The sequence below is a fragment of the Endozoicomonas sp. OPT23 genome (assembly GCF_009653635.1).
Taxonomy (GTDB): domain Bacteria; phylum Pseudomonadota; class Gammaproteobacteria; order Pseudomonadales; family Endozoicomonadaceae; genus Endozoicomonas_A.
In genome coordinates this window covers 53960-75168 of record NZ_PPFD01000004.1, presented here as the reverse complement: position 1 = coordinate 75168, position 21209 = coordinate 53960, and the positions used below count along the sequence as shown (strand labels likewise).

Annotated in this window: 18 protein-coding genes; 7 read left to right on the top strand and 11 right to left on the bottom strand. The window is 47.4% G+C overall.

All coding sequences use genetic code 11. The annotated features are described in order from the left end of the window. Positions 1-144: 144 nt before the first annotated feature. From EOPP23_RS10790 to EOPP23_RS10775, 4 genes are all read right to left on the bottom strand, one after another. Positions 145-954, bottom strand: coding sequence for a DUF1338 domain-containing protein (locus EOPP23_RS10790; protein WP_153766004.1), 810 nt, complete (start codon positions 952-954; stop codon positions 145-147). 3 nt (positions 955-957) lie between these two features. Continuing rightward, positions 958-1974, bottom strand: coding sequence for an arginine N-succinyltransferase (locus EOPP23_RS10785; RefSeq protein ID WP_153766003.1), 1017 nt, complete (start codon positions 1972-1974; stop codon positions 958-960). Positions 1975-1980: 6 nt separating this feature from the next. Beyond that, on the bottom strand, positions 1981-3240 hold the full coding sequence (locus EOPP23_RS10780) for a hydrolase (protein WP_153766002.1): 1260 nt from the start codon (positions 3238-3240) through the stop codon (positions 1981-1983). Positions 3241-3343: 103 nt separating this feature from the next. Continuing rightward, the gene (locus tag EOPP23_RS10775; protein WP_153766001.1) at positions 3344-4249 is read right to left on the bottom strand and encodes a GlxA family transcriptional regulator; all 906 of its coding nucleotides are present in this window, start codon (positions 4247-4249) and stop codon (positions 3344-3346) included. A gap of 137 nt (positions 4250-4386) precedes the next feature. Between EOPP23_RS10775 and EOPP23_RS10770 the strand changes: the two genes are divergently transcribed. Together EOPP23_RS10770 and EOPP23_RS10765 are read left to right on the top strand one after the other, a co-directional pair. Beyond that, positions 4387-5169 carry a hypothetical protein gene (locus EOPP23_RS10770; protein WP_153766000.1) on the top strand — a complete coding sequence of 261 codons (783 nt, stop codon included), beginning with the start codon at positions 4387-4389 and terminating at the stop codon, positions 5167-5169. Positions 5170-5279: 110 nt separating this feature from the next. Next, a complete protein-coding gene (locus tag EOPP23_RS10765) occupies positions 5280-6491 on the top strand; it encodes an aspartate aminotransferase family protein (protein WP_153765999.1) in 1212 nt (403 codons plus the stop codon). Between the two features lie 68 nt (positions 6492-6559). On the opposite strand, the gene EOPP23_RS10760 is transcribed toward EOPP23_RS10765, so the two are convergent. The 3 genes from EOPP23_RS10760 to EOPP23_RS10750 all read right to left on the bottom strand — a co-directional run bounded on the left by EOPP23_RS10760 (position 6560) and on the right by EOPP23_RS10750 (position 11927). Continuing rightward, positions 6560-7699 carry a hypothetical protein gene (locus EOPP23_RS10760; protein WP_153765998.1) on the bottom strand — a complete coding sequence of 380 codons (1140 nt, stop codon included), beginning with the start codon at positions 7697-7699 and terminating at the stop codon, positions 6560-6562. Positions 7700-7812: 113 nt separating this feature from the next. After that, positions 7813-10848 carry an efflux RND transporter permease subunit gene (locus EOPP23_RS10755; protein WP_153765997.1) on the bottom strand — a complete coding sequence of 1012 codons (3036 nt, stop codon included), beginning with the start codon at positions 10846-10848 and terminating at the stop codon, positions 7813-7815. 5 nt (positions 10849-10853) lie between these two features. Beyond that, a complete protein-coding gene (locus EOPP23_RS10750) occupies positions 10854-11927 on the bottom strand; it encodes an efflux RND transporter periplasmic adaptor subunit (protein WP_153765996.1) in 1074 nt (357 codons plus the stop codon). A 265-nt stretch (positions 11928-12192) separates the two neighbouring features. Between EOPP23_RS10750 and EOPP23_RS10745 the strand changes: the two genes are divergently transcribed. Then, entirely contained in the window at positions 12193-12795 is a 603-nt protein-coding gene (locus EOPP23_RS10745) for a TetR/AcrR family transcriptional regulator (protein WP_153765995.1), read from the top strand. 123 nt (positions 12796-12918) lie between these two features. Here the strand turns inward: EOPP23_RS10745 and trpB are convergent, their stop codons facing one another. From trpB to EOPP23_RS10730, 3 genes are all read right to left on the bottom strand, one after another. Then, a complete protein-coding gene (trpB, locus tag EOPP23_RS10740) occupies positions 12919-14124 on the bottom strand; it encodes a tryptophan synthase subunit beta (RefSeq protein WP_153765994.1) in 1206 nt (401 codons plus the stop codon). A gap of 125 nt (positions 14125-14249) precedes the next feature. After that, on the bottom strand, positions 14250-14891 hold the full coding sequence (locus EOPP23_RS10735; RefSeq protein WP_153765993.1) for a hypothetical protein: 642 nt from the start codon (positions 14889-14891) through the stop codon (positions 14250-14252). Between the two features lie 79 nt (positions 14892-14970). Continuing rightward, the gene (locus EOPP23_RS10730; RefSeq protein WP_153765992.1) at positions 14971-15822 is read right to left on the bottom strand and encodes a 6-carboxytetrahydropterin synthase; all 852 of its coding nucleotides are present in this window, start codon (positions 15820-15822) and stop codon (positions 14971-14973) included. A 218-nt stretch (positions 15823-16040) separates the two neighbouring features. Here EOPP23_RS10730 and EOPP23_RS10725 point away from each other — a divergent pair, with 218 nt between their 5' ends. Together EOPP23_RS10725 and bioA are read left to right on the top strand one after the other, a co-directional pair. Continuing rightward, complete coding sequence (locus EOPP23_RS10725; RefSeq protein WP_153765991.1) at positions 16041-17294, top strand: hypothetical protein; 1254 nt, start codon at positions 16041-16043, stop codon at positions 17292-17294. Between the two features lie 157 nt (positions 17295-17451). Next, positions 17452-18747 carry an adenosylmethionine--8-amino-7-oxononanoate transaminase gene (gene bioA, locus EOPP23_RS10720; RefSeq protein WP_153765990.1) on the top strand — a complete coding sequence of 432 codons (1296 nt, stop codon included), beginning with the start codon at positions 17452-17454 and terminating at the stop codon, positions 18745-18747. Between the two features lie 46 nt (positions 18748-18793). On the opposite strand, the gene EOPP23_RS10715 is transcribed toward bioA, so the two are convergent. Then, the gene (locus EOPP23_RS10715) at positions 18794-20032 is read right to left on the bottom strand and encodes a dicarboxylate/amino acid:cation symporter (RefSeq protein WP_228550682.1); all 1239 of its coding nucleotides are present in this window, start codon (positions 20030-20032) and stop codon (positions 18794-18796) included. A 269-nt stretch (positions 20033-20301) separates the two neighbouring features. Here EOPP23_RS10715 and EOPP23_RS10710 point away from each other — a divergent pair, with 269 nt between their 5' ends. Beyond that, positions 20302-20562: a hypothetical protein gene (locus tag EOPP23_RS10710; RefSeq protein WP_153765989.1), complete on the top strand. Its 261-nt coding sequence runs from the start codon at positions 20302-20304 to the stop codon at positions 20560-20562. Positions 20563-20590: 28 nt separating this feature from the next. Further along, positions 20591-21193, top strand: a complete 603-nt coding sequence (locus EOPP23_RS10705) for a histidine phosphatase family protein (protein ID WP_153765988.1) — start codon at positions 20591-20593, stop codon at positions 21191-21193. The last annotated feature ends 16 nt before the right edge of the window (positions 21194-21209 follow it).

The following is a 21209-nucleotide window of genomic DNA, read 5'->3' as shown; positions in this document are numbered from 1 at the left end:
TGGTGGAGGATGGTGTTTAAGTTGTCGCTCGGCTACTCAGCTGAATGTTCAGCTGTATATCATTCTCATGCAGTAAATGCGGGATGACCGTTTTTACTGCTTCATTGTCGTTATTATTTTTGTTTAACTTCTGTCCAGCACAAATCAGCGTTGATCAGTACTTTCAAAAATCTTGTCGGCAGATGCCGCTACAAAGCCGTGGTACAGCTGGCCATCTGCCATTGGGTAACGTTTGGCGAACTCGTAAAAGCAGCTGGGAATATCAAGGGACTGACCATCATCGAAGGTAACCTTAACTTTTCCGGCCATGGTTGATGATTGTTCCAGCAGAACTTCAGGGGAACCTTTCACTTCACCGCCATTGGTGTTCAAAGTGTAGCCGCTATTTATAAGAGTCTGATTCAGATCCTGAATATCCTGATGTGATGTCAGGTGATTGATGGATACCGTGAAATGATTAGGGCGGTAACCAAAAGCAGACACCCAGGCAGCGTATTCGCTTTCGGCCAGTAGAGTCTCGTACTCAGCTTTGCTGACTTGCCAGTTGCGGCCAGAGAAACAGAACTCATCTTTGGCAACCTGTTCATCACTGACCTGATCAACCAGTTTGTTAATGATGGTCTGTGCTTGGGTAGATAGCTTTTCTACCAGCAGCTCACTGATAAAGACTTTCGGCAGAGTGTCGTCTTTATGCTGATAGTGACGGGCGACCAGTTTTCGGTTCGGAAACTCATAGTGCCCGGCTTCAATATAACCGGCTTCAAGAAACGGTCGGGCGACTGTGTCGATATTCACTTTATTCAGATTGAAAGTACGCAGAGCTATATGGTCGTTAATCACTAAACCATTGTTCTGCTCAGCAAACAGGTCATGAATACTGCGGGCATCCGGTGTCAGTTCCAGATAGTTTTGCCACATGGCTTCCAGCAAGACATTAATTTTATTATTTGTCATTGCTCAATTCCTCAGATAGCTGGCAGTTAGTCGAGCGGAATTACCGTCGGCCAGTTGCAGTTGGTTTAGTTGTTGCGGAGCAAGCACAGGTTGCTCCGGGTTACAGAATGTCAGGAGACAGCGGAAGTCTTCTAGAGACTGGTTGGAGACCAGACAGCTCTCTTTGATACAATCTTCACCTGCTGTAACGAGTATCAGAGCGTTTTCCCTGATGGTTGTCAGCCGATCAATACCGCCTTCCAGAGTCGGGCCGGCATCGAAAATATCGACATAGCCCTGATAGCTAAAACCTTCCTGCTCCAGCAGGTTTAACACAGGTTCGCGATCAGGTCGGTGTTCACCGATGACAGCGCGGGCTTTCTTTGGCAGCAGTCGTGTATAAATCGGGTATCTGGGCATCAGGTCAGCAATAAAGCTCTTTTCCTGAATGCCGGTCAGGTAGTTGGCTCGGGACATTTCCATGGAGAGGAAGTGATTACCAAGGCTTTCCCAGAAAGGTGAACGATTCTCTTCGTCTACTACACCCTGAATTTCTGCCAGAATTCTTTCTGCAAAGCGGTCTCTGTGTTCAGCAATAAACAGCAGTCGTGCACGACTCAGTAGCTGCATGTTCTCAGCACTGTCATGTTCTGGTGCTAGAAAAAGAGTGCAGAGGCTGGTGTAGCCAGTGTAGTCCTGACACAGCTTCAGTGCGGTCATGCGATTGACGATTTGCAGGTCTTCAGAGGCATGGACTTCTTCATCAATGCGAAAAGTATAGAAAGGTGTCGTCATTCCCAGACAGGCAACAATACCGGAGATTCCCAGGATGCTTTTGGTCAGGGTATCTTCCAGTACAAAGTGATAGCTTTCGTCACCGGCCAGATCAACGCTTTTACTCAGGGAAATCTGAGTATTGTTGATCAGTTCCTGCAGGTGTTCTCGGCTGGCAGGCAGCGTTGTCATGGAATCGCTGGCACTTTCAGCCAGAGCTTCCAGTGCAGCAAGGTCACTGTAGGTTACGGGTCTGACAATCTTCATTGCGAACTACCTGTCATCAGTCTCTTTCAGCCAGTCATTACCGATACCTTCGGCCTGATTTTTGGCCAGAGTCATCAGCAGTGCAGCACTGAGTTTGGCTCTTGGCACCAGACTGCTGACCTTCATATATTCACGGTCGCTGTGGATATTGCCACCCTGAACTCCAAGTGTGTCGATATTGGGAATACCGGCGGAAGCCAGGTTGTTGCCATCACAGCAGCCACCAGTAGGTTTCACATCAATGGCCATGCCCAGTGCATAACCGCATTCCTGCGCCAGAGAGAACAGCTTTCTGTTGGCTGGAGTCAATACTTTCGGTTTGCGGCCAAAGCTGCCATGGAGTTCTAGCTTCAAACCACTTCGACTGTTAATGTCGTTTACGATCATCTGTAGCTGATCGAGACACCACTGTTCGTCTTCCGGATTTTCGATGCGAATATTGAAACGGCTGATGCAGCGGTCAGGCACAATGTTGGTAGCACCACCGCCGTTTATATAGCCGGGGTTAAAGGTAATGCCTTCACGCTTGCCGTTCAGCTGGTCCATCTTTGAAACAAAGTCACACAAACCACGAATCGCGTTACGGCCAAGATGATGTTCTCTACCTGCATGTGCAGCCTTGCCATAGCAAACGGCGGTGAAGTTGCCGCTGCCTTTACGTTGACCTGCCAGGCTACCATCGGGAAAGCTTGGCTCATACAACATGCCGACATCCACCCGTTCTGCTGCTTCAGCAATCAGCTTTGCAGAGGCGGGTGAGCCAATCTCTTCATCGGGATTGAACAGAATTTCCCAACCGATCTGTTCTGCCCAGGGGCTGGCTTCCAGAGCCTTGAGTGCATTCAACATCACCACAATGCCACCTTTAAGGTCGGCAACGCCGGGACCATTGATGGTGTCGTCATCGAGATGTCTGACGGTTTGAAAAGCATCATTTTCAGCAAATACCGTATCGAGATGTCCGCACAGAAATACTTTCAGTGGCGCATCGGGGCGCTTGCTGATTCTGAGTGCGTTACCCAGAGTGTTTAGCTCTGCTTCCCCTCTGTCATTGATAACCTCGAAAGGTTTCAGTTCAATGACTTCTTCCTGTCCTCCCAGAGGTTTAGCCAGTTCACGAACCGCAGCCAAAACACGGTTAACACCGGCGGCGTTGAAGCTGCCAGAGTTGATTTCAGCCAGAGAGATGGTTTGCTGCAACATGGTTTCCTGTTTGGAATCCAGTGTCTTTAGCCAGGGTGTCAGGGGAGTCAGAATGTCGGACATCAGCACTCAACGTTGTTGTTATTTATACATCAATTATAAGAAAGAGTACGTATGGGTGCTGTTGAGAATGCGACAGTGACTATTGATATTCAGACACGGCCTTTCAGGATCGTTCTTCTCTGGGTGTTTTACCAAAATGGTTTTTATAGGCTGTGCTGAAATGAGATGCATTGGAAAAACCACAGGCTATACCGACTTCAACCACTGGCGTTACCGTTTCCTGAAGCAGTTTACGAGCCTGCTCAAGCCTCAGCTTTAGGTAATGTTTTGAAGGAACCGTGTCCAGATGTTTTCTAAACAGTCTTTCCAGCTGACGTCTTGAGATACCCACCAGTGAAGCCAGTTCGTCGGCTCCCAGAGGTTCTTCAATGTTGGCTTCCATCAGCTCTATGGCTTCTTCAATCTGTGGCTGCTTTCTTTGAATGATCTGTTTTTCATGAGACCGTTGAAAGCGTGAGCTGACAGACAACTGAAGTTGTTCGGCTACAGTCTGAGCCAGTTCTGTACTGTGCAGGCTGGCCAGTATTTCCAAAGCCAGGTTGGTAGCGGATAGAGTGCCATGACAGGTTATTCGGTCTCTGTCGGCTTCACAGTTCTTTTGGCTGATCTTAATATTGGGGAAGTCACGACAGTTGTCAAAAGGGCTACCGGACAGGCTGACATGGTAGCCATCCAGTAAATTCTGACTGGCCAGAATTCGTGTTCCACCTTCTATGCCTGCCAGCACTTTATATTCAGGGAGAAGAGTTTGTGATTCTGGTAGTTGATGATTGCCAGCAATCAGCACACAGGCGTCCAGTGATTCAGAAACGCTGTCAGCTGTCTGTACAACCAGCCCGGAATCACTCTCAATGCTTGGCGCAGCAGCATAATATGAAGTTTTGAAACTGTTGCCAGAAAGGAGATTGGCTATTTTGAAGGTTTTCAGAACAGCGGACAGTTCGAGCAATGGAAAGCCCGGAAATAGAATAAAACCAACCTCAAAGTGCCGGGACACAGTATCTGTCAAGATGGTTTCCTTTCAGTTAAGTACTGCGTGATTAACTAAGGTATCTGAAAACTGATGCCGGTATAAACCGAATTATATCTCGTAATTGTACTGAATTTGCCGAAATGAATTAAAGGAATTTATTTCAGGGTTCTTCTATGTCTGTTCCAGGTCCAGGTTCTAAAAAAGACATTCCAATGGTTACTGCCTCCCCGTCAGGTAGTCAGAAGACTGGTCAGGGCAACTGGAACCAAAGGCAGGTAGGTACAGTATCTGCAGAAAAGCACCTTCCCAGACCTTCCTGGTTACCAGTGAAAAAAAGCCTTGGACAGATGGTTGTGTCTTATCGAGGTGTGTTCCAAGTATTTCTCAAACCTATTGCAAATATGCTGACATCAAAAGCCGCAAAGAAAGCTGCGAGAGTTTTCAAAGAATGTGATGTTGATAATACCCATATTTCACTTAAGAACGTGGCTAAGTTTAATAATGAAGACAAGCTGGTTTTGAACGCTCTGGTCACACTGGACAGGCTTTACCAGAGAGTAGGTAATATTGAGGTCGACTTGGGCGAAGGTAGAACAGAAAATCTACTGGAGCTAAGAGACCAGATGATTATCCGGAGGCTGTTATCAATACTGGATACTGATGGTGATTTACCTGACAAGCAAACATTGGCCGATTGTGAGAAGTTGATCGATTTTTTACCTGACACAGACCTGGACTTTACAGAGGCCAATAGTAAGGCTCTGAAAGGGACAGCACTGGCTTACAGAGCAATTCATAATCGTGATGAAACTTTAAAGCAGGCATCCCTTAAGATTTACGATGAGATAAAACAGATGCACGAAGGGTTTTCTATGAATCTAACTGAAGATATGGAAACGCTTGACATTAGCTGGCAAAAAGCTCTCGGATTAAAGTCGGACGAAGACGACTTTTAAAAATAACCCCGTACCTAAAAACAAATTTCCCGTCGCATGATGTAAACTGCTGGTTCGATTCCTCGTCCATAATATCCCTGTCAAAATAACAAGCTCCCTGAGGACATAGAATGACCGAGTATGCCGTAACCAGAGCCACCTTTGATGAAGTAATGGTGCCGAACTACGCGCCACAGGCAATGATTCCAGTGCGCGGTGAAGGTTCGCGAGTATGGGATCAGGAAGGTAGCGAATACATCGATTTTGCTGGTGGCATCGCAGTAAATGCTCTGGGACACTGCCATCCAAAGCTGGTTCAGGCTGTTAAGGAACAGAGCGACAAGCTCTGGCACCTGAGTAACGTCTATGCCAATGAGCCTGCTCTGGCTTTGGCACAAAAGCTCACCGAAATTTCTTTTGCAGAAAAAGTCTTTTTCTGCAACTCAGGCACTGAAGCCAATGAGGCCGCCTTCAAGCTGGCTCGTAAATATGCGTTTGATAACGTTGGCCCTGAAAAACATGAAATTATTTCCTTCACCAGCTCTTTTCACGGTCGCAGCCTGTTTGCGGTAACCGTTGGCGGTCAGCCAAAATACTGTGAAGGTTATGCTCCTGTTCCTGGTGGTGTTACTCACCTTCCATATAATGATCTGGAAGCACTGAAAGCTGCAATTTCGGATAAAACCTGTGCCGTAGTAATGGAACCGGTTCAGGGTGAAGGTGGTGTTATTGCTGCTGAGCCTGAGTTCTTGCGTGGTGTTCGTGAACTCTGCGATCAACATGATGCTCTGCTGGTATTTGATGAAGTTCAGACAGGTGTTGGGCGTACTGGTGATCTTTACGCTTACATGGGCACTGATGTTGTTCCGGATATCCTGACCTCAGCCAAGGCTCTGGGAGGTGGTTTCCCTGTCGGCGCGATGTTGACTACAACCAGGGTTGCCAAGAGTTTTGGCTTCGGTAGCCACGGCAGCACCTATGGTGGTAACCCAATGGCTTGCGCCGTTGCGCTGGAAGCGGTCAGCCTGATCAATGAGCCTGCAGTTCTGGAAGGTGTTGTTCACAAGAATGAACTGTTCCGTACCGAACTGGCCAAAATCAACGAGAAGTACGGCATCTTTAAAGAAGTCCGTGGTAAAGGTCTGCTGATTGGCGCTGAGCTGGTTGAAGAGTGGCACGGCAAGGGCAAGGAGTTTCTGGCAGCAGCAGCTAAGGAAGGTCTGATGTTGCTGGTGGCTGGCCCTAATGTTTTGCGTATGACGCCTTCACTGGTGATTCCTGACGAAGATATTCGTGAAGGTATGGCTGCGCTTGAAAGAGCGGTTGCTAAAGTTGTCGCTTAAGTTTCCTTTCTCAGTCAGGCAGTGATGCTGTCTGGCTGAGTTCATAATAACCTGTCAGACTCGGTTATTCAGAAACCACTCTCCACCTCTCTTCGTTTAATGACTCTGGTTGTATATTCTCTGACATGATCATGAGTACAGCAGTGATAACCACTGACTTTTCCCTTTCGTAAATATTCACTGCTTTCCAGCAGGATTCTTTTTCCAAGGTTAGTGGGAGCAAATTGCACTCTGAATCGCGCTGTTTTGGGTGGATTATTGATGGGGTCGTTCTCGACCAGAACATGAAAGATATTGTTTTTGATCCATTCAGGATTGAGCTTGCCCTGACGTTGTAACTCTTGCAGGGCTGGTTTACCAAGAGCGGCTGATGCGAAGCAGTTGGCGGGTACTTCGTGCATACAGCCGGCGTATTGTGCCAGACCTCCCCCAAGAGAGTGACCCGTAAGAGTCAATGTATTCGCCGGGAAAAGGGACTTGGTAATTTCTACGAGGGCATCAGCCTGTTGGTACATTTTTGGTATACCTATGCCGGAGATATTCTTGAAATCAGCTGCGACCTGGTTCATGGCCAGTCTTTTTGTATCCTGAGGAAGTTTGCGGCCGGAAAAGGTGCCACCAAATGCCAATTTGCTCTGTCCGGATTCTTTATCGGTGAACAGGGTAAATACAAGCCCGCTTTTTTTATCGTATATGAGGCCGTCTTTAACCTGGAGTACAGAGCCTTTAAAGACGGGAAGTGCTTTGAGAGCAAGAATGAGGGCTTGAAACTGAAGCGGCTCAGCTTCCTCGAGAAGTTCGAAGTTCCTCCCTATTCCCTGACGAGCTGAAGTTTCTTCCAGAACGATCTCTGAAGGTTCAGAAATCAGATCCTTCCTTTGTTCATAGGTAAATTCAGCAAGAGCAGAGTCAATGATCAGTTGCCTGCAGAATTCAGGGTCATCAGGTAGAGAGGGTGCTATTTCCCAGAGTTTACTGCGTAGAGTCTGATTGAGTTCAGGCAGTCGGGCCTCTCTTTGAGTGACAGGTGCGCTGGTAGGTTTAGGGTGATGTGGGCTGGTAGCCAGATCGCTGGCAATGGCTTGGCCCTGTTTTTTTTCAACGCTCTTATGGGCAAAAGAACCAGAATCTGGCGTTGCTGTATCAGTAGAGCGTTTGGGCGGAGAGAATGGTGAATTAAATGGCCGGCCTGGCTTTGACACTGGCATGACTCAATCCCTGAGTAATGATATCAATAACCTTAATTCTAGACGTAAAAGCCGCCGTAAATAAAACGCACCAGACCGAACCCCCTTGGTTAACGGCCCGGTGCTAAAAAGGGTCAGATGCTTTTCTTACTCATCAGCTTATAAAGCACGGGCACCACAATCAAAGTCAGCAGGGTGGAAACCAGCAGACCACCAATAATGGTTGAACCCATGGGAGCCCACATGGATGAGCCGGACAGAGTCAATGGCAACAAACCGCCAATAGTCGTCATAGTGGTCAATAGAATCGGCAGCAGGCGAGTCTGACCTGACATAATAATGGCTTCGGTAATAGAGTTACCTTCCTTGCGTAGCTGATTGGCGTAATCCACTAGGATGATGGAGTTGTTGACCACAATCCCCACCAGTGATGTCAGACCAATAAAGGCGGTAAACGAGAAGGTAAAGCCAGCCAGCCAGAGAGCCAGAATCATACCGGTGACGGCAAAAGGTATGGCTGCAAAGATCACCAGAGGCTGAGAGAAGGAGTTAAACTGCAGCACCAGTACCGCAAAGATACCAATCAAGGCGATCAACAGTACTTTTGTCATACCGGCGAAGGACTCCTTTCTCTGCTCCTGCTCACCACCAATCTGATAGTAAACGCCTTCAGGCCAGACATATTGATCCAGCTTTTCTATGATCTGGTTAGTCAGAGCTTCAGCCTGATAGCTGCCTTTAATATCAGCCGTGATTCGAACCATTCGTTCGGTCATATGGTGCTGGAATCTGGGCAGGGCACTTTGTATTTTCAGCGACACCAGTTGTTTGATAGGAATCAGCTTTCCGGAAGCTGATTTGACCATCATGATGTCGAAATCTTCCATACGTGGTCTCTCAGTGCCTTGATAGCTGACCACGATAGGGAAGTCTTCACCCACTTCATCACGGAACTGGCTGACGGTAACGCCTACAAGGCTGGCACGAATCACCTGATCAATAGCATTAACGGCAACACCGTACATTGCAGCCTTTTCACGGTTAATGCTGACTTTCAGATCAACCTTGGGTTTATCCAGAGGGTTATCGACATTGACCGTACCGGCTGTCTGCTCAATAAAGCTCTCAACATCTCTGGAAGCTTTCAGAACCTGATTCAGGTCATCGCCTACCACCCGAATAGCAATAGGTGCTTCGTAAGGAGGCCCCTGGAGCAGTTCCTTAATGGTAATGCGAGCTCCCGTCACCTTGGCAAAGGATGTTCGAAGCTCTTCAACAAAAGGCTCCACTTCAGACAGCTTGCCGGTATGAAGTCGTACGACCAGCTGAGCGTAGTTAGGCACCTGACGACTCGGGAAAATATTGTAATAAATTCGTGGGTTGCCCTTGCCGATATTGGTGCTGATAGAGCGAACCAGTTCGTGCCCCTTGACGATGTTTTCAGTTTGAATGGCGACACGAGTTGTATCATCAAAACTGGAACCTTCCGGCAGCTCGATGTTGACCATAAACATCGGCTTTTCAGCCTTTGGAAACATGCTGACTCCCAGCTTACCTGCCAGCATGACTGAACCAGCGAGTGTCAGTACCGCAATGCTTAATATCACAATAGGGTGTCGTAGAGCGGCTGACAACAGTCGTCGATAAGGTCGTTTGGCAAAAGCATCCAGAGCCTGTAGAAGCTTTGGTGTTTTACGTTTCTTGCCCTGTAGAAACATACTCGCCATTAGAGGTGTCAGCATCAGGGCTATCAGGAGAGAAGCCAGCAGAGTCAAAATGACGGTTACCGGCATGGAGCGCAGGAAAATACCGGCACCTGTCTGCAACATCAGAATCGGCACAAAAGCGAGAATGGTCGTGAAAGTACCGCTTACTACTGCCCAGCCAACCTGACTGGCACCTTTGGCAGCGGCCTCTTCCTTTGAATAGCCCTGTCTGAGAAAACGATCGACATTTTCGGTGACAACAATAGCGTTATCAACCAGCAGGCCAAGGGCAATAACCAGCCCCGCAATGGACATTTGCTGAATACCAAAACCTGCAAGATCCAGCCAGCCAATACCGATAAAGAACGACAGTGGTATGGCAAAAATAATGACCATGGCAGGTCTGAAACCAAGGAACAGTAATGTCAGGATACCAACCAGCAGCAGACCCTGAACCAGACTGTCGAAGAACTGGCTGATACGGTCATCCACCGATTCGGTCTGATCATGAGTCACGCCAAGAGCAACACCCTCAGGCAGCTTTTCCTCAAGCTCAGCCATGGCGCTCTTGATCTGTTCCATAACATTAAAGATATTGCTGCCTTCACGCTGAACCACGGTAACAAAGACCGACTTCTTTCCCTGATAACGAGCCAGATAGCTGGGCAGAGCATCACCAAAGCCAACGTCTGCGATGTCTTCGACATAGATAACTTTACCGGGACTTGAAAGTACGGCTGTGCGTCTTATCTCTTTCAGCGAGCGGAAGTCGCCACTGGTTCGAACGGTAAAGCGGCGGTTGCCGGATAGCACATGCCCACCCGGCAGGTTTACACCGGATACTTTAATGGCATTGATCAGGTCTTCCAGGCCAATGCCCAGCTCTTTCATTTTCTCAAGGTTGGCTTTGATCTGTAGCTGTTGATCAGCAAAGGCTTGTGTTTCCGCACGCTTTACGCCGGGAATTCTTTCCAGTCGTTTTTCAAATTTTTCAGCCAGCGGCTTGAGAACGTCATAGCCCTGCTCTTCAGACTTGATAGCAATCTGAATAATATTAACGTCGACAGGGGATATACGATCAATGTTCAGTACCGCAATATCATTGGGCAGCTGGTCTCTGATACGGGCAATGGAAGAGACTACATCGTCGTATTTATCCTGTGGGTCAGAGCCGTAAAGAAACTCGACGCGAATAACCGCCAGACCATCTTCGATATTGGCTTTAAGAACCTTGATATCATCCAGCTCATTGATGACTTCTTCTATTGGATCAACAATCAGCTTTTCCATATCCATGGGGTTAGTGCCGGGATACACCGCCTGAATCATGGTGGCTGGAAACTCAAACTGAGGATCTTCAGAGCGGGGCATATTCTGCAGGGAGACCAGCCCCAGCAGAATGAGCAACAGCATGGCGATAAGAGTAAAACGACGATTCTTGATCGCCAGAGCAGGTAAGCGCATGACCGTTACTCCCCGGTGTTATCAGAAGAGCGGCTGTCAGTCGCAGCAAGTTGCGCGGGCTCACCTGCGCGAAGCAGGCCTGCACCACGGGTGACCAGTAATTCGCCTGCTTTCAACCCGCTATTGCTGGCGGCAAAGCCAGGCTCCAGATAATCGAGGTGAGCCTTACGAGAGCTGACAATTTTTGAGCTGAGAGAGTAAACAAATACTTCAGCGTAGTTGCCATCGATGCTGATGATGGACTCCATCGGAATCAATGTCAGCTGCCGTGTTCCTGCGGGGTGGATATTAACCCGGCCAATAAAACCTGACCTCAACCGATCTTCCGGGTCTTGCAGAGTGATCTCAATTTCAAAGGTACCGGTCTTCTCATCAGCCAGTGTCGCCAGCTGTGTAATCTTCCCGGAAAAGATATGTTCAGGCCATGCATCAAAGCTAACTGAAGCGGTATCATTTTTCTGTAATCGAACAATGTCGGCATCGGTGACACCGGTTCTGATGACCCAGCCTTGTTGAGTGTCCGCGACCAGTAATACCGGTTGATAGGCCGTAACCAGTTCGTTCGATTCTACAAACCGTCTTAACACCAGACCATCGACAGGTGCCTTGATACTGGAATACTTACGGTTAAAGCGGATAACGTTGAGTTTGCTTTGAGCAACTTCCAGCTCTGTTTCTGCCGACTGAAACTGATCCAGTGACACCACATTGCTGGCATGAAGTTTTCTAAGGCGTTCAAGGTTTCGTTTGGCAAGCTCGACACGAGCTCTGGCTTCTGCAACCTGAGCATTGATTTCCCCAAGACTGAGACTGGCGAGTAACTGTCCGGCTTTAACCTGGTCGCCTTCATGAACGGTCAGCTTATTAATGGGACCAGCGGTTTTAAAAGAGAGTGTCTGTTGAGATTTATAGGAAAGAATGCCACTGGTGCGAATAGGTCTGGCATGGCTCTGGTATTGAACTTCACTGGCATTGACGACGGCGGGGGCTCTCTCTTCAGCCCATGAGCTGTTGGTCATTCCGACCATCGACATAAGCGTCAGTAAGCCGGTGAACATGCCGGATCGCAAGCAGCTCATTAGTGCATTCCTTGATTTTTATTAGAGTTGTGCGGCAGCCATGCCTGTGTGGTTTTTATCATGCCGCTTATTGGCTGCTAATGCTAGGCGAGCAATGTGTTCACTGTCAACAATGTTGACGATTATTACATTATTGCTTCAAACTGTGACTGCGAATCGTAGTAATAAGTGTGCAGACACACGTCATCGAATATTAGATTGTCATTTCTCGCCATAGGCGGGGAAATGACATAGGAATTCAAATGTCCGAGTACTTAAGAAGGCAATGAGTCATTATCACCATGGCAACTTGAGAGAAACCTTACTCTGCGAAGCTGTCCAACAGCTGGAGAATGTGGGTCCTGAAAAGCTAAGCCTCAGAGCCCTTGCTCGAGCTGTTGGAGTTTCACAGACGGCGCCTTATCGTCATTTTAAAGATAAGGACGCCCTGCTGGATGCAATGGCAGAGTCGGGCTTTATGATGCTCAGGAACAGGATGCAGGAAGCCGTTGATGCTTCTGATAACCTGGATGAAGCCTTGATAGAAGTAGGTGTTAGTTACATTGAGACCGCGGTCGCTTATCCAGCCATGCATAAGCTGATGTTCAGTTCCGGGCTGGCACGAAAAGACGTCTGTGTGCCTTTAAAAGGTGCAGCGGACAGCTGCATCGGTGTTTTGAAAGAGTTGCTGCAAAAACGGTTAAATATTACTGATCCCGATGACGAGATGCTTTGGTATATGACCATCAATGCGGCAGCTCATGTAAAAGGGCATACCAGTATGGTGCTGGAAGGGAATTATTGCCATCCGGCCACAGGCGAGCCTCTGGATATCAGAACGTCACTGGGTTTCTTTTTGAACTGCCTGAATCTGCCGGAACAGCAGTAAAGTGTTAATACACTATGAATATTAAATAGCTATCCCACCGACGTTGATGGGGGATAGTCTATGAATTCGTATTTCCGGGAACTGAGTCAGAAAGACCCTGCAGAAGCAGGGTTTTGGAAGATTTTACAGTCCGAGCTTTTCTACAACAAAATCAATATCTTTATCACCGCGACCGCTCAGGTTGACCAGAATACTCTGATCTGAAGAGAGCTGAGGCGCCAGACGAATAGCACCGGCCACTGCGTGAGCACTTTCCAGAGCGGGAATAATGCCTTCCTTGCGTGACAGCGTCATAAAGGCGTCAAAGCATTCCTGATCGTTTATTGATTGATACTTCACACGACCAACGTCTTTCAAATAGCTGTGCTGTGGACCAACGCCTGGATAATCGAGACCGGAAGCAATGGAGTGAACTGGCAGAGGTTCACCCTGCTCATCCTGCAGGACATAGCATTTGAACCCCTGAATCACCCCTGGAGTTCCCAGAGTCAGAGTGGCTGCATGTTCCTCTGTGTCCAGACCTTTACCGGAAGGCTCAACACCAATCATTTTCACAGACTCATCGTTCAGGAATGCGGTAAACAGGCCAATGGCATTACTGCCACCACCAACGCAGGCCATCAGGTAATCAGGCAGCCTGCCTTCCATCTCCTGAAACTGATCACGGGCTTCCTCACCAATGATCTGCTGAAAGTCTCGAACCATCATCGGGAACGGATGTGGACCCACTACAGAACCAATGGCGTACAACTGGCTTTCCGGATCGGCGAGATAAGCCTGAAATGCACTGTCTACGGCGTCTTTCAATGTCCGGGTGCCGAAGGTAACAGGAACTACCTTACAGCCCAGAATCTTCATACGAGTAACGTTCGGTGCTTCTTTCTCGATATCCACCTGACCCATATGAATTTCACATTCAATGCCGACCAGAGCACAGGCCGTAGCCATGGCAACACCGTGCTGGCCGGCACCGGTTTCGGCAATAACTTTCTGCTTGCCCATGTATTTAGCAAGCAGAGCTTCACCCAGAGCGTGGTTTATCTTGTGAGCACCCGTGTGGTTCAGATCTTCACGCTTCAGATAAATCTTCGCGCCACCAAGTGCATCGGACAGTCGTTTGGCATAGAAAATAGGACTTGGGCGACCAACGTAGTGTTTGTAGAGGTCGTGAAGTTCCTCGCGGAAAGAGGAATCGTTACGAATGTCGCGGTAGGCTTGCTCAACATCGGCAATGGCTTTCTCCAAAGCCGGTGGCACCATTGCACCCCCATACTCGCCAAAGTAGCCTGTTGCATCAGGCATGGGAGCAAATTCAGTCTTCTGGCTCATGTCGTCCACCTGTTCTTTTTGACTCAGCCGATCAATGGCTGTTTTGTTTTTTCTTCAGGTGCGACAGGATGCCATTATTTTTTCAAAATGTCCTCATACATCCATGGGAGACTAAGGATTGAAGGTTACTGCTGGTTTAGTTTTGTACGAATTTCCATCAATGCTTCCCTGAAGCTGGCATCGTACTTCTGCAGGCTGGTGATTAATTCAGGCAGTTGCTGCTGAGCTGTATGCTGAGTGTAATGAGGAAGGGTTTCCGGCAGTTGGCTGAGAATCTGATTCTTGCGGCCTTCTGCCTGAATCATAATGGACGTCAGTCGTTCATACTCAATACCAAGGCTATCCGGATCCGGTTTTCTGCCGGCGCGTGACAGGGCTAGTGCATCAAAGATCTGTTGCAACTGCAGATCCTGTTCACCCATCATGCCTTCTACCAGTCTGAGTTTATTACTGGCTTCAACAGAACCTGTTGCTTCAACCGGGGCAATGCCTTGAGTGTTGTTCTGGTTAACCGCATCAATGGCAGCGACATCAGGTTGTTTGCCTTGATAGGTATCCGGTCGAACAGGTGCGACGGCAGCAACCTGTGCCATCAGTTCATGGACACTACCGTAGTTAAACTGCAGCATTTCTTCTACGTAACTGCGCAGCTCTTCAAACGTTATGTCCACTTCCTGTTCGGAAGAGTCCTGAGTGGAGCGGCCCAGTTCAGGATCGAGGCCTGTTTCAGGTCGTTGCGGGCGGTTATTGATATCTTCAATACTCATGGTGAAAGTCCGTTTTCACAATGGGATATCTCTTTAGAGTAGCAATAGTCAGAGGCTATGCTCAGAGCTTAGGGAGTGGTCACTTCTCGCAGATAGAGCCTTTATTAAAGCCTTCAAAAGCAACAACTTTGATATTGCTGGCAGGGAATCTGTTCTTGTGAACATCGGCGATATGCTCAGCCAGTAACTCGACAGTCGTGTCTGTGTCCAGCAGATAGCAACGCTCTTCAGCAATGGTCAGTTCAAAATAGCCCTGATCAGAGGTGTAGCCAAACTTCAAATGATTGATGCCATTGAGGTCGAACTCGGTCAGCAGATCTTCACGGGTGGCGATATAGATGTCTTTCCAGGTTTCAGCCCACTCTTCTTCAAGATCTGAATCCCTGTTGCCATCCAGATAGATATGGATCGGTGAGCGATGGCCGTGAGCGATTCGCTGGCAGTCACCAAGGTGTTTCTTCAGGCCGTGACTGTAGTGATAGAAAGCGCCCTGAATGGCTTCCGGATAAATATCGAGCTTGATGCCTGTGACATTGGCAGGTACTTCTTTAAGCAGTTCAGCTTCAAGAATCGGCGTCAGGATTTCCGGAGTGATACGAGTATCGTTGACCAGCAGAATCGCCTGAGCGGGAGCACTGCACTGAATCTGATCGCCAGTACTGGTGACCATGGCAACATTCAGCTGGCTCTGATCGGAAGAGATAATGACATGGGAATGATTGGACGGTACCAGCAAACGGTGATCTGCGAGAATATCCAGCGAGGCCTTGATCTGTTTTTTAACATGGCCAAAGTCGAACACCATTCCCTGTTCATCCAGATCCCCTTCCAGGGTTACGTCGACCAGCCAGGACTCTCCCACCACGCCTCGGGCGGGATCAAGGTAGCTGAAATCAAGGGTGGTCAGTTGGTTGACAAACAGTGCGGTCATTGAGGTCTACTGCAATTAAATCTTGGATTAAACCGGTAATTGTAACTGAAATTGACCGCGCCATGAACGAAAGGTCTGAAGTAATGAAATATGAGTTGGTGTGCTCAGTAGCCGAAGCGTCATCATTGCCTGAAACTCGATTCGATTGAACATTGTCAAACTTTAAGGGTCATAGGAGTTTCGAATAGAAAAATTAATTATAAATTTAGGTTTATGATATGAAAAACTACCCTGTCAGATGGCTGTCCTTTTTCTCCTTTTTCTCTTTCTCTCTTTGTGCTGTATTTATGTTCGGTAAAGCCTATTCAGACCCTTTGACAGAATCTGAAGCCTACCGATATGCCTTCAATGAAAATCCGTCTTTATATGATGTTGGGGTGTTCGGTTCTTCCTGTGGACAGTTTCTGGTGAAAACGACCAGAAAAAATACCCTGGAATTTGCCATGCTCGAACTTCTGGGTTTTGGAGGCCATCAATACGGAAAGCAAATTCAGGTATTTCCAGAGGCAACACTGTTTTCTGGTTTGAAGTTTCAGCATGTCGTCAGTGCAGAGTTTAGTCATGACTGCAAACATCTGGTTTTACTCAGTCATATTGGGAGAGCAAAGTATTTCTCCAGAGAGGATATCAGTCAGCCTTTTGATTTGAACTGGTATCCGACCTGTTCCAGTAGTAATAGCACAATGTGTGACTTTTCAATGAAGAGAGTGAAACTAATACAATTTGGAATAGGGGAGCCATTGCTTGAAACCAGAGACAGTACGAATAGAGATTTAGAAATACAGCAGCGATTTTGGAGATTTAATAATCTTGAATTGCTAAAAGAGACGGGTAAAGCAACTATCCACCCTGAAAGTGTCTTTTTTGAGCAAATGCAGTGGCCGAGTGACAGGGGCTCTTTGAATACCCCCTGGTTATTGATGCCTATTTTGTCACAGTCATCCAGATACAATCAGGAAATACCTGTTGATGATAACTATGAAGCCGTTGTTCCAGACTCACTTTTTGTAACCAGTACGCCTGATCAAGAACTTTCTTTCCTTGCCTGGTATAGAGGTTGGGGAGTCATTAATTTTATAACCGCTGGTATGCTGTTTTACCCTGTTCAAACAGATTCAGAGGCTCTTCCTGCAGATGGGATTTTGAAAACTGATAAAGAGAGAAAAGTTATTGTTGCCGGAGGGGCTCACGGTGTCGATGTATTTAAAATAATAGGTGGGATGCTAATGGCAAAGGCTGGCACAATAACGCCTGATGGAGACGATACTCTGAGATCAGTGCATGTCAGTATGAATGGTCAGTTTATCTGGGTGACAACCTCACAGGGAAGCATCCAGAGATGGCATATTGTTGATGATCAGCTGGAACCGGTTACGGCATATGGGCACAGTTATCTTCTGGACAAAGAAACGGAATTTCGAGAGGCTTTCCATTTTGAAGAAAAAGAGCTTCCGGAAGGTTTATCTTTCTAATGGTCTGAAGGTAACTGGAAATAAAACAAACTTTACAGAGCTAGCTTAGTAATAAGCTAGCTTTCGTCTTATTATTCCTGAATTACATTAGCCATGAATACAGCAATGCTCATGGTAAACATGTCCTCGGTAAGAATCAGAGCATCAGGAAGCGGTCTTGAATACACCCTTTACTTCGTCAGATTTTGAGTTTGATGCCAGACATATCTGGCACCCGTACAGCACCACTAACAGCAATGTAGAACTCTTTGCGGTAGAAAGTGCCGAGGGTGTTCGGCTGAAGTTGAGTGATGGCCGGGAAGTGATTGACGGTATGTCATCCTGGTGGAGCATGGTGCATGGTTACAACCATCCTGAAATGAATAAGGCCCTGAAAGATCAGATAGATCGCATGTCCCATGTGATGTTTGGTGGTCTCACTCACAAACCTGCGGTTGAGTTAGCTCGTCGCCTGATTGATCTGACACCTGATTCCATGCAGACGGTTTTCTTTTCCGACTCCGGTTCTGTGGCGGTAGAAGTGGCCATCAAGATGGCCATGCAGTACTGGCAGTGCAGGGGTGAAACCGGCAAGACCAAGATGCTCACTTTCAAAGGTGGCTACTATGGTGATACGACTGGCGGTATGTCGATTTGTGATCCTGAAAATGGCATGCACCATCACTTCACAGGCATTCTGCCGGAGCATTATTTCGTTGAACGGCCTGCCTGTAAGTGGGGAGATGAATTCGAAGAGGCTTACATAGAACCGTTTAAACAACAGTTGGAAGCACTATCTGGCCAGGTGGCAGCCGTTATTGTTGAACCTATTGTTCAGGGCGCTGGTGGCATGTATTTCTTCTCACCAGAGTTTTTGAAGCGGGTGAAAGAGCTTTGTGACGAACACGGTGTTCTGCTAATTCACGATGAAATTGCTACCGGCTTTGGTCGAACCGGCAAAATGTTTGCCTGCGAGCATGCGGGTATTGAGCCAGATATTATGTGTGTGGGTAAAGCGCTGACCGGTGGATATATGTCGATGGCAGCAACACTTTGTACCGCTCATGTCAGTGATACCATTTCTGCCAAAGAGCCGATGATGCATGGCCCAACATTCATGGCCAATCCACTCACCTGTGCCGCTGGTGTTGCCAGCCTGGAGATTCTTGGACGCGGTGACTGGCAGCATCAGGTAGCGAATATTGAAGAGATTCTTCAGGACCAGCTGTCTACTTGCCTTGAGCTTGATATTGTTCAGGAAGTTCGAGTACTGGGAGGCATCGGCGTTGTTGAGTTGAAAGAGCCGGTCGTGATGTCGGAGATTCAGTCAGAGTTTCCAAAGGAAGGTGTCTGGGTCCGACCTTTTGGTAAGCTGGTTTATGTCATGCCGCCTTATGTGATTTCTGATGAAGATTTGAAGTTCCTTTGTCAGGGAATCTATAAAGTTCTTGATCGTATGTACGGCAATAACTGAAATGTTAGGTTGGGGGTAGGTTAAGTGAGGGCTCTCAATCAAGCCCTTATTCCATGTTCTCTTCCAGCAAAGCGGGAGAAGACTTCAACTCCTTGTTGACCATTGCGGTCACACAGGAGTCAGACCAGACATTGATGGCACTTTCCAGCATATCGATAAACGCATAGAAAGGCAGAATTAACACCATCAGTTTCATATCCACACCCATGGCTGCCAGAAAGGCACTGGAGAGCATATAGCAGCCCATAGGGACGCCGGCATTACCAATCGCAGCCAGTGTGGCAATCAAAATCCATGAGAACAGCTCGATTCCTGAAAATTGAATACCATTGCTCTGGCAGACAAAAAGCACCGTAATCAGAATATAGGCCGCACAGGCATTCATATTGACTGTGATGCAAAGAGGCATGCTGAACCGGGCTACTTTGCCATTAATACCCATTCGCTGTTCAGCACAGTCGATAGCTGAAGGCAGTGCGGCGCTGGAAGACTTGGAAAAGAAAGCAACCGTCAGTGCTGGCAGCATTGCTTTAAAAGACGACAATGGCGATAAACCCTTGGCTTTCAACAGTGCAGGCAGAATAACACCAGCCTGAATCAGGTTGGCCATCAATACACAGCAAAGATAAAGGGCCAGCCCCTGAAGTGTCTCCTGATTCTGAACGTCCTGAACGAAAAGGTTTACAAAAGCCCAGACCGCCAGAGGCATTAATCTCAGGAAGAAACCGGTCATTTTCATGACTGCGGCGAATAGACTCTCAAACAATTGGTTTAGAGTTTGCTTATGATCTTTTCTCAGGGAAAGTGTTGCTGCACTTAACACCAGAGCCAGAAACAGTACGCCCATCACGTTGTTGTTGTAAAAGGGAGCGATGAAGTTTTCCGGGATCAAACTGAGTAAATAGTGCCAGTAGTTGACGGTTTCAACGGCACCTTCAATAGGGCTGGTCAGCATGATACTGGTTCTGGCCGGATCAAATAAAAGATAAAGCCCAAGTGCCAGAGTTGCTGCCAGTAAGGTCGTCATGAGGGTGTACTTTAGTACTTTTCCACCCAGTTTCTTTACATCAGAGGTTCCTCCCATTCCGGACAATGTTGCCAATAAAGAGAAAAAAATGATGGGCAAGCTGACCAGTTTCAAAAGGCGGATAAAAATATCTGCAATAACAGCTCCGGCCTGATTCAAAAAAGCAATATCAAGCCAGCCTGTCATCAGGCCAATCAGACCGGAGATGATTAAAACCGAGCCTGAATTAAGGTTCATGGATTTGTGACTATCGCACATCAAAGAGACTCTTATTTGAATGATATCTGAGAGTTAAGGTTAGCTTCAGTACCCAAGTCCGTAAGGCTATTTCGATATTTGAATATTCACTTCCTAATTAGCTCTTGCTTTGGGTTTAGTTTGGCTACACTTGTCGAGCGATGCAGTGATAGAGCGCTCTAGAACAGCTGTTCAGGCAGAGTTTTATGGCGAGTTTTTGTGAAAGGTTTCTGTTTCGAGCTCTTATTACGAACTCTAATTAATGGTACGACTTGTTCTGGAGGTTGACGATGGCTATCCGTTTAGATCCGCCCTGGCTGCTGGAAGAACAGGAAGAAGAACAGGAGTGTTATGAGGACGGCTTAATACTTCCTCCTCTTATTCGAATCGAAGGCTTCTCTGACGAAGTGGAAATGAGCCAGAGAAAAAGAGTCAGCTCCTCTCTTATTCAACTGAACAGCCACAGCTCTTTTAGAGCTGGCGTAACACTTGAACTGGGTAAACTGCCGGAAAGGAAAGTGAAACGGAAGGTTTTGCTTAGATACCCGTAAAATTCAGGTAGGAAAAAGGACAGAGTTAATGGCAGCGAAAATTATAATATTTAGACACGGCGAAGGTACTCATAATACTGGTGAGTTTTACAGCTCTGATCCTGAGCATCCCAATTACCGAAAAGCAGTACTGACAGAATTAGGTAAACAGCAGGTTCTGTCCTCTGTTAAACAGGTAGCAGCTGATCTGGAAGAGAAGAATATTCTTGCTGTGTTAAGTTCACCTTTGCCGAGAGCGCTGGAAAGTGCCCAGATTGCCATGGACTATCTATCGGTTCCAGCAACACTGTTGGAAAGTGACCGTCGTTTGATTGAAGCCAGAGCCGGTGAGCGTGAAAGTACGATCTACAGTGACTATCAGGATGAAGACTTCTGGTTTCCAGAACATCCGGAGTCTTTTGGTGGTGAAACAAACGAGCAGATCAGCTCTCGTGTGATCAGTTGCTACCGCGATCTGATTGATCGCTACTCATATAAAAGCTCAGACAAGAGCACAGAGCAAGGCGGTGTTATTCTAGCCTTCAGTCATGGTGTGCCTATCTATATGCTGATCGAAGCTGTATTAGGTAAGGGAAGGGGCTTTAAGCTGGCAACGGCTGGTTACATCAGCCTGCCTGTCAAAGCGATCTGATACAGCCTGGTAACAT